Annotated in this window: 12 protein-coding genes; 4 read left to right on the plus strand and 8 right to left on the minus strand. The window is 63.4% G+C overall.

The annotated features are described in order from the left end of the window. Positions 1-7: 7 nt before the first annotated feature. The 5 genes from B5X69_RS08965 to B5X69_RS08985 form a co-directional block, all read right to left on the minus strand. The gene (locus B5X69_RS08965) at positions 8-457 is read right to left on the minus strand and encodes a hypothetical protein (protein WP_079638371.1); all 450 of its coding nucleotides are present in this window, start codon (positions 455-457) and stop codon (positions 8-10) included. Then, positions 454-1,734, minus strand: a complete 1,281-nt coding sequence (locus B5X69_RS08970) for an O-acetylhomoserine aminocarboxypropyltransferase (protein ID WP_079638372.1) — start codon at positions 1,732-1,734, stop codon at positions 454-456. The genes B5X69_RS08965 and B5X69_RS08970 overlap by 4 nt, the downstream gene beginning before the upstream one ends. Then, on the minus strand, positions 1,731-3,878 hold the full coding sequence (gene scpA / locus B5X69_RS08975; RefSeq protein WP_079638453.1) for a methylmalonyl-CoA mutase: 2,148 nt from the start codon (positions 3,876-3,878) through the stop codon (positions 1,731-1,733). The genes B5X69_RS08970 and scpA overlap by 4 nt, the downstream gene beginning before the upstream one ends. 112 nt (positions 3,879-3,990) lie before the next feature. Beyond that, positions 3,991-4,431 (minus strand): methylmalonyl-CoA epimerase, encoded by a 441-nt coding sequence (mce, locus tag B5X69_RS08980; protein WP_079638373.1) that lies wholly within the window; start codon positions 4,429-4,431, stop codon positions 3,991-3,993. 123 nt (positions 4,432-4,554) lie between these two features. Further along, positions 4,555-6,087, minus strand: a complete 1,533-nt coding sequence (locus B5X69_RS08985) for an acyl-CoA carboxylase subunit beta (protein WP_079638374.1) — start codon at positions 6,085-6,087, stop codon at positions 4,555-4,557. A gap of 107 nt (positions 6,088-6,194) precedes the next feature. On the opposite strand from B5X69_RS08985, the gene B5X69_RS08990 reads away from it, so the two are divergent. Further along, positions 6,195-7,601: a helix-turn-helix domain-containing protein gene (locus B5X69_RS08990; protein ID WP_079638375.1), complete on the plus strand. Its 1,407-nt coding sequence runs from the start codon at positions 6,195-6,197 to the stop codon at positions 7,599-7,601. A 158-nt stretch (positions 7,602-7,759) separates the two neighbouring features. Here the strand turns inward: B5X69_RS08990 and B5X69_RS08995 are convergent, their stop codons facing one another. From B5X69_RS08995 to pgi, 3 genes are all read right to left on the minus strand, one after another. Then, positions 7,760-8,776 (minus strand): NAD-dependent epimerase/dehydratase family protein, encoded by a 1,017-nt coding sequence (locus B5X69_RS08995; RefSeq protein ID WP_079638376.1) that lies wholly within the window; start codon positions 8,774-8,776, stop codon positions 7,760-7,762. Positions 8,777-8,870: 94 nt separating this feature from the next. Next, positions 8,871-10,217 (minus strand): glutathione-disulfide reductase, encoded by a 1,347-nt coding sequence (gor, locus tag B5X69_RS09000; RefSeq protein WP_079638377.1) that lies wholly within the window; start codon positions 10,215-10,217, stop codon positions 8,871-8,873. A 107-nt stretch (positions 10,218-10,324) separates the two neighbouring features. Further along, positions 10,325-11,830 carry a glucose-6-phosphate isomerase gene (gene pgi, locus B5X69_RS09005; protein ID WP_079638378.1) on the minus strand — a complete coding sequence of 502 codons (1,506 nt, stop codon included), beginning with the start codon at positions 11,828-11,830 and terminating at the stop codon, positions 10,325-10,327. Between the two features lie 203 nt (positions 11,831-12,033). On the opposite strand from pgi, the gene lepB reads away from it, so the two are divergent. Genes lepB through era form a run of 3 tightly spaced genes read left to right on the plus strand, consistent with a single transcriptional unit; the run spans position 12,034 to position 14,422 of the window. Beyond that, complete coding sequence (gene lepB / locus B5X69_RS09010) at positions 12,034-12,852, plus strand: signal peptidase I (RefSeq protein ID WP_079638454.1); 819 nt, start codon at positions 12,034-12,036, stop codon at positions 12,850-12,852. After that, positions 12,849-13,532: a ribonuclease III gene (gene rnc, locus B5X69_RS09015; RefSeq protein ID WP_079638379.1), complete on the plus strand. Its 684-nt coding sequence runs from the start codon at positions 12,849-12,851 to the stop codon at positions 13,530-13,532. Before lepB ends, rnc begins: the two co-directional genes overlap by 4 nt. Next, entirely contained in the window at positions 13,529-14,422 is an 894-nt protein-coding gene (era, locus tag B5X69_RS09020) for a GTPase Era (RefSeq protein WP_079638380.1), read from the plus strand. Before rnc ends, era begins: the two co-directional genes overlap by 4 nt. Positions 14,423-14,553: the final 131 nt, after the last annotated feature.

Consider the following 14,553-nt stretch of genomic DNA (forward strand, 5'->3'; position numbering starts at 1 on the left):
ACCCTTTTCAAGAGGCGCAATAGCGCGCGAGCGCAGCGCGATAGAATTTGAACGGCGGAGTCTCGCCAGCGAGCGCCACATAGCCGCCATCGGCCCAGGCGCGGCGATCGGCATAGGGAACCCTCACCTCGCGCAGGTCGGCGGCGGCACCATAGTCGCCGCTGCCGTAGAGGGCGATGTCGATGTCGGCTTCCGCTTCCTCGCAGTTCAGGCGGATGATGCCCTTGTTCACGAACTTGTCGCTCGTCTCGAAATAGACGTCGCGCCACGCCCCTTGCGCGCTTTCAAGGCGCGCAAACCAATCGGTGAAATAGACGTCCCCGATCGGCTGGCGATGAAGAAGCTCGACCGAAACGCCCGGGCGAAACGCGCTTTCGCGGCCTTTCTCGTGCGCTGCACTCGCAGGATGGGAAGCGGCCAGCGCGGCAAGAGAAAGACTGCCGAAAACGCGGATCATGCGAGGGCCCCGAGCGCCTGGGAGAGATCGGCGATGATGTCGTCGATATGTTCGATCCCCACCGAGACGCGCACGACCTCGGGCCCCGCGCCCGACTGCACCAGTTCTTCGGCCGACAATTGGCTGTGCGTTGTCGAAGCGGGGTGGATGATCAGCGATCGCGTGTCGCCAAGGTTCGCCAGATGGCTGAACAGCTTGACCGACGAGACGAGTTTGACGCCGGCATCATAGCCGCCCTTGAGACCGAAGGTGAAGACAGCGCCGCCCCTGCCGCCCAGATATTTGTTCGCCAGCTCGTGGTACGGGCTGTCGCCGAGCCCTGCATAGGAGACCCAGCTCACCGCCGGATGCGCCTCAAGCCATTTGGCGAGCGCGAGCGCGTTGCTGCAGTGCCGCTCCATGCGGAGCGCGAGCGTCTCCATGCCAGTGAGCGCGAGAAAGGCGTTCATAGGCGCGAGCGCCGGGCCAAGATCCCGAAGCCCGAGCGTGCGCGCGGCAAGGATGAACGCCAGATTGCCGAATGCCTCGGTGAACCGGAGGCCGTGATAGGAGGCGTTGGGCTCACTGAGCGCCGGATATTTCCCGTCCTTTGCCCAGTCGAACGACCCCGCATCGACGATCACGCCGCCGATCGCATTGCCATGGCCGTTCAGAAACTTGGTGGTGGAATGAACGACGATGTCGGCGCCATAATCGATCGGACGGCACAAGACCGGGGTCGCCATCGTATTGTCGACGATCAACGGCACGCCGGCATCATGCGCGACCTTGGCGATCGCCTCGATATCCTGCACGACGCCCCCGGGGTTTGCGAGGCTCTCGATGAACACGGCGCGCGTGTTCTCGTTGATCGCGGCGGCCACTTGTCCTGCATCGTCGGCGTCAACAAACTGCGTCGTCCACGCCATTTTTCGAAAGCTCTGACCGAGCTGATTCTGCGAGCCCCCATAGAGCTTGCGCGCCGCGACGATTTCGCAGCCTGGCTCCATCAGCGTATGGAACGCCAGGAACTGCGCTGCGTGACCCGATGCGACGGCGAGCGCCGCTGGCCCGCCTTCGAGCGCTGCGATCTTGCCCTCGAGCGCCCCGTTGGTCGGGTTCATGATCCGTGAGTAGATGTTCCCGAATTCTTCGAGGTTGAAAAGGCGCGCGGCATGCTCGGGACTGTCAAAGACATAGGAGGATGTCTGATAGATCGGCGTGATCCGCGCCTTGGTCGTCGGATCGGCTTGGGTCCCGGCGTGAACGGTCAACGTTTCGGGCTTGTGTCCGGTCATGCGGCATCCTCCAGCGGCGGCATATTATGGCCGAGCAGGCGCAGCACGTCAGCAGCGCATTCGACCACATTTGATCCAGGACCATATATCCCCTGTACGCCGGCGTCGCGAAGATAGTCGTAATCCTGCGGCGGAATGACGCCGCCGGCGATCACCTTGATATCAGCGCGCCCCGCCTCTTTCAGCCCCTTGATGAGCTCGGGGATCAGCGTCTTGTGTCCTGCGGCAAGGCTCGAGGCGCCGACCGCATCGACCCCGCTCTCGAGCGCGAGCACCACCGTTTCCTCGGGCGTTTGAAAGAGCGGGCCCGAAATCACGTCGAATCCCATGTCACCAAAGGCAGACGCGATGACATTGGCGCCGCGGTCGTGCCCATCCTGCCCCATCTTGGCAATCAAGAGCTTGGGCGCGCGGCCCAGCCGGCGCTCGACCGCTTTCACCCCGTCGACGACCTGCTTCCAGCGGCTGTCTTCCTTATATGGCGCGGAATAGACGCCCTTTACCGGCGTCGGCACCGTCGCGTAGCGATCGAAAGCCTCTTCCATTGCCGAGGAAATCTCGCCGAGCGTCGCGCGCGCGCGCGCTGCCTCGACCGCGTGCGCCAGCAAGTTGGTCTCGATCGATTGCGGCGCAGCCGCCGCTTTTCGAAGCGCATCGAGCGCCGCCTGGCACGCTGCCTCGTCGCGGCTCGCCTTGACCTGGTTGATCCGCGCCACCTGCGCCTCACGGACCTTCGTGTTGTCGACCTCCAGCGTTTCGAGCAGATCCTCGTCTTTCAGCCGATATTTGTTGACGCCGACGATCACATCGTCGCCGCGATCGACGCGCGCCTGGCGCGCGGCGGCCGCTTCCTCGATCATCGCCTTGGGCCAGCCCGCCGCAACCGCCTTTGCCATGCCGCCCTCGGCCTCGACCCGGTCGATGATCGCCTGCGCTGCATCGACCAGTTCCTGCGTCAGCGCCTCGACATAATAGGATCCACCCAGCGGATCGACGACATTGCACATGCCGGTCTCCTCCTGGATGATGATCTGCGTGTTGCGCGCGATGCGCGCCGAGAAATCGGTGGGAAGCGCGATGGCCTCGTCGAGCGCGTTGGTGTGAAGGCTCTGCGTCCCGCCGAGCATCGCTGCCATGGCCTCGATCGTCGTGCGCACGACATTGTTGTAGGGATCCTGCTCGGTCAGCGACACGCCGCTGGTCTGGCAATGGGTGCGCAGCATCTTCGAGCGTTCAGACTGCGCGCCGAGCTTGGTCATCGCGCGGTGCCACAGAACCCGCGCTGCCCGCAGCTTTGCTGCCTCCATGAAGAAATTCATGCCGATCGCGAAAAAGAAGGACAGTCGGCCCGCAAACTTGTCGATGTCGAGGCCGCTTGCGACCCCATATTTTACATATTCGATACCGTCGGCAATGGTGAAGGCGAGCTCCTGCACCTGCGTCGCGCCGGCCTCCTGCATATGGTAGCCGGAAATCGAGATGCTGTTGAACTTCGGCATCTCGCGGCTGGTGTAACCGAAGATGTCCGAAATGATCCGCATCGAGGGTTCGGGGGGATAGATGTAGGTGTTGCGGACCATGAACTCCTTCAGAATATCGTTCTGAATGGTCCCGTCGAGCAGCTTGCGCTCGACCCCCTGCTCCTCGCCTGCGACGATGAAGAAGGCGAGAACCGGGATCACCGCGCCGTTCATCGTCATGCTGACGGACATCTGGTCGAGCGGAATGCCGTCGAAGAGGATCTTCATGTCCTCGACCGTGTCGATCGCGACGCCCGCCTTGCCGACATCACCGACGACGCGCGGATGGTCGCTGTCGTAACCGCGATGGGTCGCAAGGTCGAAAGCGACGCTCAGCCCCTTCTGCCCCGCCGCAAGGTTCCGGCGATAGAAGGCATTCGATTCCTCCGCGGTCGAAAAGCCGGCATATTGCCGGATCGTCCACGGCCGCCCCGTATACATCGACGCGCGCACGCCGCGGGTGAACGGCGCAAAACCCGGAAGCCCGGGGTCGGTCTTCACATCTTCGGCGGTATAGAGCGGCTTGACCGCAATCCCCTCCGGGGTATGCCAGGTGAGGTCCTTGCCCTTCACTTCCTTGGCGGCAGCTTCGGCCCATTGGTCGAGTGTGGGTTTGTCGGTCATATTGCGCATCTCTACTCTTTTTTCGTCGTCGGCGGACTTGATCCTGCACGTCGCTTTCCCTCGAGGCATAGCGGTGGCCCCGACTGAGGCCCGGGTGACGATGACAGGAAGATCAATGATCGCCCTTCGGCGTCTCCATAATCTCGGTCAGCACCCCGCCCATGTCGCGCGGGTGGACAAAGAAAATCAGCGTCCCGTGCGCCCCGATCCGGGGCTCGCCAAGCACGCGCTTGCCGAGCCGCTCAAACCATGATTTCGCGGCATGAATGTCCGGGACTTCGTAGCACATATGATGCTGCCCGCCCGCGGGGTTCTTTTCAAGAAAGCCGGCAATCGAGGTGTTTCCCGGCAGCGGTTCGATCAGTTCGATCTGCGTACCGCTCAGCGCCCCATCGGCGCTCGGTGTATCGACGAAGCACACCTTCACCCCCTGGTCGGGGAGGTCGAAGGGCTCATGGATCTTCGTCGCACCCATCACGTCGCGGTAGAAGACTATGCTGTCGGCGATGGACGGCGTTGCAACGCCGATATGATTGAGGCGGCCTAGTTTCATGTCTCAAAATCCCATTGATGCTGCGTGTCGGCCGCCATCGTCACAATGCTGGGCCGGCGGCCCGGCCGACACGGTGAAGATTCCATTGGCGAAGCCCGAAAGCTTCGCGCGGACGCCGAGCGCTCAAAGCGGAATATTGTCATGCTTCTTCCACGGGTTCTCGAGCTGCTTGTTGCGCAATTTGCGCAGCCCCAGCGCGATCCGCTTGCGCGTATTGTGCGGGTGAATAACCTCGTCGATATAGCCGCGCGAGGCTGCCACGAAGGGATTGGCGAAGCGGTCCTCATATTCCTTCGTGCGCTGCGCGATCTTTTCAGGATCGCCGATATCGGCGCGAAAGATGATCTCGACCGCCCCCTTCGCGCCCATCACCGCGATCTCGGCGGTGGGCCAGGCATAGTTCAGATCGCCGCGAAGATGCTTGGACGCCATGACGTCATAAGCGCCGCCATAGGCTTTGCGCGTGATGACCGTAATCTTGGGGACGGTCGCCTCGGCATAGGCAAAGAGGAGCTTCGCGCCATGCTTGATGATGCCGTTATATTCCTGCGCGGTGCCGGGCAGGAAGCCCGGGACGTCGACGAAGGTGATGATCGGAATCTCGAAGGCGTCGCAGAAACGCACGAAGCGCGCAGCCTTTTTCGACGAATTGATGTCGAGCACGCCGGCAAGCACCATCGGCTGATTCGCGACGATGCCGATCGTGCGCCCCTCGATGCGCCCGAAACCGCAGATGATGTTCGCCGCATGCGCTGGCTGAACCTCGAAAAAATCACCCTCGTCGACCGTTTTGCGGATCAGCTCGTGCATATCATAGGGCTGGTTCGCATTGGGCGGGATCAGCGTGTCGAGGCTTTCCTCGGCGCGGTCATAAGGATCGCTCGTCGGGCGCACGGGTACGCCGCTGCGATTATTTTCAGGCAGATAGTCGAAGAAGTCCCGGACGCTGAGCAACGCCTCGATATCATTCTCGAATGCAAGATCGGCAACCGAGCTCTTTGTCGTATGGGTGATCGCGCCGCCGAGCTCTTCCTGCGTGACGACTTCGTTCGTCACCGTTTTCACGACATCGGGGCCGGTCACGAACATATAGCTTGAGTCCTTCACCATGAAGATGAAGTCGGTCATTGCGGGGCTGTAAACCGCGCCGCCGGCGCACGGTCCCATGATAAGGCTGATCTGCGGGACCACACCTGAGGCGAGAACATTCTTCTGAAAGACGTCGGCATAACCGCCGAGCGAGGCCACGCCCTCCTGAATGCGCGCGCCGCCGCTGTCATTGAGCCCGATGACCGGCGCACCGACGAGCATCGCCTTTTCCATCACCTTGCAGATCTTCTCCGCGTGCCGTTTCGACAAGGAGCCGCCAAAGACCGTGAAATCCTGGCTGAAGACATAGACAAGCCGGCCGTTGATCGTGCCCGATCCGGTGACGACGCCGTCGCCAGGTATTTTCTGTTCCTGCATCCCGAAATCGATGCAGTCATGCTCGACATAGGTGTCGAGCTCCTCGAACGACCCCTCGTCGAGCAGAACGTCCAGCCGCTCGCGTGCGGTGAGCTTGCCCTTGGCGTGCTGGGCGTCGATGCGCTTCTGTCCGCCCCCCAGCGCAGCTGCCGCGCGGCGACGTTCCATTTCGGCGATATTGGCGGACATGAGGCTCTCCACGAAAATGAAGCCCCGCCCATGCCTGCTTCGGCGTTCGAGGGCAAATGCGAATTAGCAAAGTTGCAAAGTCGAACTTTGCAAACTAATTTGCACCGATGCATCCAACCCGCCTTTACGCTGGACGCCAGCTTCGCGATCTGCGTGCGGCCCGCGCCATTCGCCAGGCCGACTTTGCCGCCCAGCTAGGTATCTCGGCCTCCTATCTCAGCCAGATCGAGCACGACGACCGTCCGCTCACGCCTGGCCTGCTCGATCGCCTGCAACGACTTTTCCCGCTTGAATGGGAGGAAATTGCCGCCGAGGCTGGCGACCGCCGCGCCGCGGCCCTTCGCGAAGCCGCCGCCGACCCGCTCTTTGCTGCCGCTCCGATGGCACCCGAGCAACTCGAGCGTGCCGCGCTCCAGCAGCCGCAACTCGCCGACCAGTTTGTCGCGCTCCATGCGGCGTATCGCCGCGCCGGGCAGAGGCTCCAGATCATCGACGAGGCGCTGACCGGCGGTACGGCAGAGGGCAGCCGCCTGCCGTGGGAGGAGGTTCGCGACTGGTTTCACGACGCGGGCAATTATGTCGATTCCATCGACCGCGCGGCCGAGACGTTGGCAACGGGGCTGCGCGGCGCCCCCTCTCCCCCGATCGAGGCCATCGAACGGCAACTGCGCGATGCGCTCGGCATCTCGATCGTCTACCAGCAGACACAAAGCCTGCGCGATTTCGACGCGACGATGCGCCACCTGGTGATCGATCCTTCGCAGCCAGCCGAAAGCCGCCGCTTCCAGCTCGCGCACCAGCTCGCCGCCCTTGCCCTCGCCGGCGAAATTGCCGCCGTCGTCGAGGCCTCCCCGCTGCGCACGGCTGCGGCGCGTCAGCTTCTTCACGTCGGCCTTGCAAATTATGCGGCGGGCGCGGTGCTCATGCCCTACACCCCTTTCCGCTCGAGCGCGCGCGCCGTGCGCCACGACATCGATCGGCTGCGGCTCGAATATGGGGTCAGCTTCGAGCAGGCGTGCCACCGGCTCTCGACGCTCCAGCGGCCGGGTGCGCGCGGCATTCCCATGTTCTTCTGCCGCGTCGACATGGCGGGCAATATCACCAAGCGGCACAGCGCAACGCGCCTCCAGTTTGCGCGCTTTGGCGGCGCCTGCCCCTTGTGGATCGTTCACGAGGCCGCCGCGATCCCCGACCGCATCCTGTTTCAGCTTGCCGAAACCCCCGACGGACTACGCTATGTGTCGATGGCAAAGGGGCTTGTGAAGCCCTCGGGCAGCTACGCCCGCAGTCCTCGCCGCTACGCGGTCGCACTGGGGTGCGAGGCCCAATATGCTGCCGAGTTCGTCTACGCCGACGGTGTCGATGTCGATGCCCCGCACGCCGCGGCGCGCATCGGCCCTTCGTGCCGCATCTGTCCGCGCGATGACTGCGACCAGCGCGCCTTTCCGCCAAGCGATCGGCCGATACTGGTCGACCCCGACCGCCGCGATGTCGTGCCTTACCGGATCGGCTAGCGATCAGCAGCCCGTCCTCGAGGACATGGTGCAACCAGCATGTGCATGGTCGTGCGGTCGCCGGCGCCGCCGCCGTTGGAGGCCGCAATCCCTACCGAAAAAGGCACGGCTCCTCAAAATCGCATGCTCCTCCACACCCGGGCGGATGGGCAAACCTCCTAGACCTTCACGATGGCGCGGCCGATCAAGTCGCGCGCTGTTGCGAGAATCGCCTCCTCCGGCGGGCGCATGGTCCATCCGAGCCGCTCCATCGCATGGCGGCTATCGCCCCCGCGCACATTTCCAAGCTCGGCAACGAGTTGCCTGAGTTCAGGCCGCACCAAGGCGAACATCTTGAGCAGCCAGCCGGGCATCTTCCTCGCAGGAACCCTTCGTGCCTGATCGCCAAGATTGGTCCGCAAAAGGTTTGCAACGTCGATCATCTTGAGAAATGGTCCCGAGCAGACAAACCGATCGTCGCGGACCCGCGGCGCATTCAGCGCGCGATAGTGGAGATCGGCCACGTCGCGAACGTCAATGATGCCGAATCCGATGTCGGGGCACAGGGGCACCTTGCCTTCGAGAAGCTGTTTTACGACTTCGATCGAAGTCGACAGATCGTCCGACAGCAAAGGTCCGAAGACCGCAGCCGGGTTCACCGAGGCAAATTCGATCTCGGGAGCCTCGGCCCTTGCCCACTCTCGGGCAGATCGTTCAGCAACGGTCTTTGATCGCGGATAAGGCATCACTTTAGGATCATCGAGATTGGTCCAGTCCGCCTCGTCATAAAGATCGCGGCCCTTGCCATGGCCATAAGCGATCGCCGCCATCGACGAGGTGAGGACAAAGCGCTGCACTCCCGCCGCCTTCGCGAAGCGCAGCGCACGCAATGCCCCCTCGCGCGCCGGCACCACCAACGCGTCAGCATCGCTTGGGACATCGATCGGAAAGGGCGATGCGACGTGCGCAACATGGCTGCACCCCGCCATCGCCTCGGCCCACCCCGCATCCTGTTCCAGATCGGCAGCGAAGAAGCGCAGCCTGCCGTCGTCGACTTGCAACCAGTCCCGCACCTCGGCCTCGCGCGCCAGGCTGCGAACCGTGGTGCGGACCTGCCAACCATTCTCGATCAGCTGCCGGATCAGGAATCCGGCGATATAGCCGCTCCCTCCTGTGACCAGAACCGTACCCGCCATAGCCCCTCCCCCGATTGCATCGCAGGAATTTAGCAGGCCGCATTCGCTCGCGATAGTCAGGGATCGGGGACGACGCCTCGGGGCGGGCGCCTCCTTATTTCATCAGCACAAGCTCCTCGGCCATGCTCGGGTGCAACGCAACCGTCGCGTCGAAATCCGCCTTGGTCAGTCCCGCCTTCACCGCGACGGCCGCCGCCTGCAATATCTCGGGCGCATCGGGGCCGATCATGTGGAGGCCGACAACCTGATCGGTCGCCTCATTGACCACCATCTTGTAAAGAGCGCGCTCGTTGCGGCCGGCAAGGACGTTCTTCATCGCGCGAAAATCACTCGTATAGACGCGGATCGATCCCAGCCTATTGCGCGCCTCGGCCTCGGTCATTCCGACCGCGCCGATCGGCGGGTGGCTAAAGACCGCGCTTGGCACATTCGAATAGTCGACAATGGTCGGCTTGCCGCCAAAGACACTGTCGGCAAAGGCCTGACCTTCGCGGATCGCAACGGGGGTGAGCTGGATACGGTTCGTGACGTCCCCTACCGCATAAATGCTCTCGAGAGACGACTGATTGGTCTCATCGACTTTCACCGCGCCATTGCGGTCGAGCTCGACGCCCACTTCTTCAAGCCCCAGCCCCCTGGTGTTGGGCACGCGCCCGGTCGCCGCCAGCACTGCGTCGGCGGGAATTGGCTCGCAATTTTCAAGATGGACGAGGAGCGAGCCGTCCGCCTGCTTCTCGATCGACTGAAAGGGCGCGTTGAAGCGGAACTCGATGCCCTTGGTCATGGAAATCTGGAGCAAGCGGTCGCGGATCTGCTCGTCATAGCCGCGCAAGATCGCGTCGCCGCGGTTGACGATCGTCACTTTGCTGCCGAACTCGTTGAAGATTCCGGCAAACTCATTGGCGATATAGCCGCCGCCGGCGATGACGATGCGCTTGGGCAATTCTTGCAAATGGAACACCTCGTTCGAGGTGATCGCATGCTCGCTGCCGGGAAACTCCGGCACGAAAGGCCAGCCCCCCGTTGCGATCAATATGCGCTCGGAGGTCAGCTCCTGCCCGTCGGCGAGCCGAACCTTCTGCGGCCCGACGAGCGTGGCGCGCGTCCTGAACAGCGCCACCTTGTGATTGTCGAGCGTCTGGGCATAGAGGCCCTCGAGCCGGCTCACCTCGGCAAGCACATTGTCGCGCAGCCGTGTCCAGTCGAAGCGGCAGTCAGGGACGTCCCAGCCGAACTGCCGGGCATCATGGATGTCTTCGGCGAAATGCGCGCCGTAGACAAGCAGCTTCTTGGGCACGCAGCCCCGAATAACGCAGGTCCCCCCGACCCGGTGCTCCTCCGCCACCGCCACGCGCGCACCGTGCGACGCGGCCACGCGCGAAGCGCGCACGCCGCCCGAACCGGCACCGATGACGAACAGATCATAGTCGAATTTGGACATGGAGGACCCCTAGAGCTGGCGGGCAGCCGTTCGCCGCCGCCGCCTATTTGGTTACGCAGGCGCGCAATGCCAATCGATTTTTGCGCTCGAGAAAAGCCAAAGGCGCATCAATCTCCAAGCGCAGCCAGCATCAGCGCCCGGGTCGCAGGGTCGAACTCCATCGATCCTTCGGCGAGACCTTTTGCCATTTCCTTGCCGAGTTCGACCCCGAACTGGTCGAACGGATTGATCCCGAGCAAAACGGCGTTGGCGAAGACGCGATGCTCGAAAAATGCGATCAATGCGCCCAGACTGCGCGGATTGATCTGGTCGAGGAGTATGGTCGTCGAGGGACGATTGCCCGGATAATGGCGCGCACCGTCCTCGCTTGCGCGCCCCGCCATCAGCGCGGCGCCCTGCGCGATGCAATTGCCCACCAGCGTTTCGTGATGCGCGTCATCGAGCAGATGGTCGGGCTCGCGCGCGACGATGAACTCAACGGGGGTGAGGTGCGTGCCCTGATGGAGGAGCTGGAACACCGCATGCTGCGCATCGGTGCCGACCCCGCCCCAGGTGATCGGCGCGCTGGCGCGGCCGAGCGGAGCCCCGTCCAGCGTCACCGATTTGCCGTTCGATTCCATTTCGAGCTGCTGAAGATAGGCCGGAAGCAGCCGCAGCCGCTCGTCATAGGCAAAAACAGCGCGCGTCTGGCAGCCCAGACGATTGGCATAGAGCTGATCGACAAAGGCTGCGAGCAGGCAGATATTATCGGCGCCCTCGGCGAGGCGGAAATGCCTGTCCATTTCGGCAGCGCCCTCGAGAAGATCGGCAAAGGCGTCCCAGCCAAGCGCGAGCGCAGCAGGAAAACCGATCGACGACCATAGCGAATAGCGTCCCCCAACCGTTTCGCTGAACGGCAGGATGCGCGTTTCGTCGATTCCCCACTCCATCGCCTTGTCCGGATGGGCCGTCAGCGCGATGAAGCGGCCAAGCGCATCCTCGATACCTGCCTCTTCGAGCCATTGCAGCGCCGAGGCCGCATTGAGCAGGGTCTCGGTCGTCGTGAAGGTTTTCGACGCGACGGCCACAAGCGTATGCTCAGGACTGAACCCGGCGAACGCCTCGCTCAGCGCTGCTCCGTCGACATTCGATACCACGGCGACGTCATAGCGGCTGCCATGACGCCCGAGCGCATCCACGAGCAGGTCGGGACCGAGCGCCGACCCACCGATGCCGATGTGGAGGAGGTGCCGGATCTCGCCGAACGCGCCCGCCTCGATCGCGTCGACGAGCATCCGCATCCGCTGGTGGAGGAGCTGAGCGCGATGAACCGGATCAGGCGCTCCCTCGCCGCGCTCTGCACTATGTTCCGCGGCGCGCCCTTCGCTCGGGTTGACGATCCCGCCCGAGAAAAGCGCCTTGCGTCTGCCGGCGAAATCCTGCGCCTTGGCAAGATCGAGGAGCGCAGCGATCGCGGCCTCGTCGAGATGGGTCTTGGCGAAATCGAACCGGATATCAGCGACGCTGCGCACGAGGAGCTGGAGGCGGGCTTCGGGATCGGCGCCAACGAGGCCGGCGAGCGGGCGCGGCTCCCAATCGGCAAGCGCTTGCCAAGCGTCGGCGGCGGTGGTCATCGCAATTCCTCTGATTTTCGTTCGCGTCGAGCGAAGGAGGTTTGAAAGCGGTTCTTCCATAGGCCCGCGGCCACCGCTGCGCCAGCGTCATCCGCCGTAATTCGCTTGACGTGCAGACCTATTCGTCGCCAATGCGCGGCATGACCGACGCCAGCGTTACTGCCGATAACTCGCCCGCCACCGATCCCAAAGCGACGCCGCCGATGTCGGCGAAGGAAGAGGCCGTCGATACGGTTCGTTTCCTCGCCTTGCTCGCGGTCGCGGTTCTCATCTTTCGCAGTTTTTTTCTCTCGCCCTTCAATATCCCTTCTGAATCGATGCAGCCGCGGCTGTTGATCGGCGACTATCTGCTCGTCAACAAGATGGCCTATGGTTATTCGAGATACAGCCTGCCGTTCAGCATTCCGCTCATCCCGGGGCATCTCTTCGCCCGCACGCCCGAGCGCGGAGACGTCGTCGTGTTCAAGGCGCCGCCGCAGAACAGGGACGACTGGATCAAGCGCGTTATCGGCCTGCCGGGCGATACGGTCCAGGTGCGCGACGGCATCGTATGGATCAATGGCGAACCCTTGAAGCGCGAGCCGATGGCCGATTTCGTCATTCCCGTAACCGAGAATATGATCGAGGCCGCGCGCGCGAACAACGCCCTTCCCTGCTACGAGATGCAGTTCGAGGAGATTGGCCCGAACGGCCAGCGCCAGTGCCGCTACAGGCAGTTCAAGGAAACCATGCCGAACGGCAAGAGCTATGCTGTTCTCGACATTGTAGACCTGCCGGTCGACAATACCGTACCCTATAAAGTTCCCGAAGGCAGCGTCTTCCTGATGGGCGATAACCGCGATCGCAGCGCCGACAGCCGGGTCCGCATGGAAGAGGGCGGCCTTGGCGGCGCCGTGCCGATGAAGAATCTCGTCGGCCATGCGCTTGTCGGCATGTTTTCAACCGACGGTTCGGCAAGCTGGATCAACCCGATCAGCTGGTTCACAGCCGCGCGGTGGGAGCGCATCGGGGAAGGCTTTTGAGCGGGAGCGCCTCAGCCGAGACCATCGCCGCCCTCATCGGCGCCGAGCCTCGCGATCTCGCGCTCTATCACGAAGCTCTGACCCACGGCAGCAGCGGCGCGGGCGATTATCAGCGGCTCGAGTTTCTCGGCGACCGGGTGCTCGGACTGGTTATCGCGTCGGAATTGTACCGCCGCTTTCCCAAAGCGGCCGAGGGCGAGCTCTCCTCTCGCCTCCACGCGCTTGCCTCTGGTGAGACCTGCGCGCGCATCGCACAAGGCCTCGACCTCAACGCGCATGTCCGCTTCGGGGCGCAAGCCATCGGAGACGGGGGACGACAGAGCGACAATATTGCCGCCGACGTCGTTGAGGCGCTGATCGGCGCGCTGTGGCTCGACCTTGGTGAAGAAGCAGCGCGCGCCTTCATCCTCCGGCACTGGGGCGAAATGATCGAGGGGCAGGTCGCAGCGCCGAAACATCCCAAGGCCGCGCTTCAGGAATGGGCGCTCGCCCGCAAGCGGCGGCCGCCCGAATACCGGATGGTCCGCCGCGACGGCCCCGACCATGCTCCCCGCTTCCGCGTCGCGGTGAGCATCGGCAAACTCGCCGAGGCGGAAGGCGAAGGTGCCTCGAAGCAGGCGGCCGAGAAAAATGCCGCCGCGGCCCTGCTCGCGCGGCTTGTAGAGGAAGAGACGAGATGACCCAGCGCTGCGGCTTCGTCGCCGTCGTCGGTGCTCCCAATGCCGGGAAATCGACTCTCGTCAACGCGCTTGTCGGTCAGAAGGTCGCGATCGTCAGTCCCAAGGCGCAGACGACGCGCACGCGGCTCATGGGCGTCGCGATGGAAGGCGAGGCACAGATCATCCTGATCGACACGCCAGGCATATTTGCGCCGACCCGCCGGCTCGATCGCGCGATGGTCGCAGCCGCCTGGGGCAGTCTTGAAGAGGCCGAGGCGATCCTTGTGATGGTCGATGCCGCGGCCAAATTGACGGGCCGCGTCGAACGCGTACTCGAGGGCGTCGCGAACCGACCCGAGAAGAAATATCTCGTTCTCAACAAGGTCGACCTCACCAGGAAAGACAAGCTGCTCGCGATCGCGACCGAGCTCAATGCGAAGGTCGCCTTCGACGAAAGCTTCTTCATCGCGGCGAGCAGCGGCGACGGCGTGCCTGATCTCAAGGCGCATCTGGCGAGGCTGATGCCCGAGGGCCCGTGGCATTTTCCCGAGGACGAGGTGAGCGACGCGCCCGAGCGGATGCTGGCCGCCGAGATCACGCGCGAGCAGCTCTACCGCCAGCTCCACGAGGAGCTGCCCTACCAGTCGACGGTCGAAACCGAGCTTTTCAAGACCCGCCCCGACGGCAGCGCCGAAATCCATCAGCAAATCTATGTCGCGCGTGACAATCAGCGCGCGATCGTGCTCGGCAAGGGCGGCAGCCGCATCAAGGAAATCGGCGCGCGCGCGCGCGCCGAGCTCAGCGAATTGATGGGCCGAAAGGTCCACCTCTTTCTCCACGTCAAGGTCAAGGAAAACTGGGACGAAGACCGAGGCGTCTATCGCGACATGGGGCTCGACTGGGTCGATTGACCGAAGGCATGGCGCGCACCCCTTGACGGTCCTGCTCCTCGCACTTGCGTAGCTCCGGCCATGGGGAACCTACGAGCTGGCACGCCGCGACCATAAGGCCGGCGGGTGCATCCGCGCCGCTCTTGCAGCCT

It is taken from the genome of Sphingopyxis flava, from assembly GCF_900168005.1.
Taxonomy (GTDB): domain Bacteria; phylum Pseudomonadota; class Alphaproteobacteria; order Sphingomonadales; family Sphingomonadaceae; genus Sphingopyxis; species Sphingopyxis flava.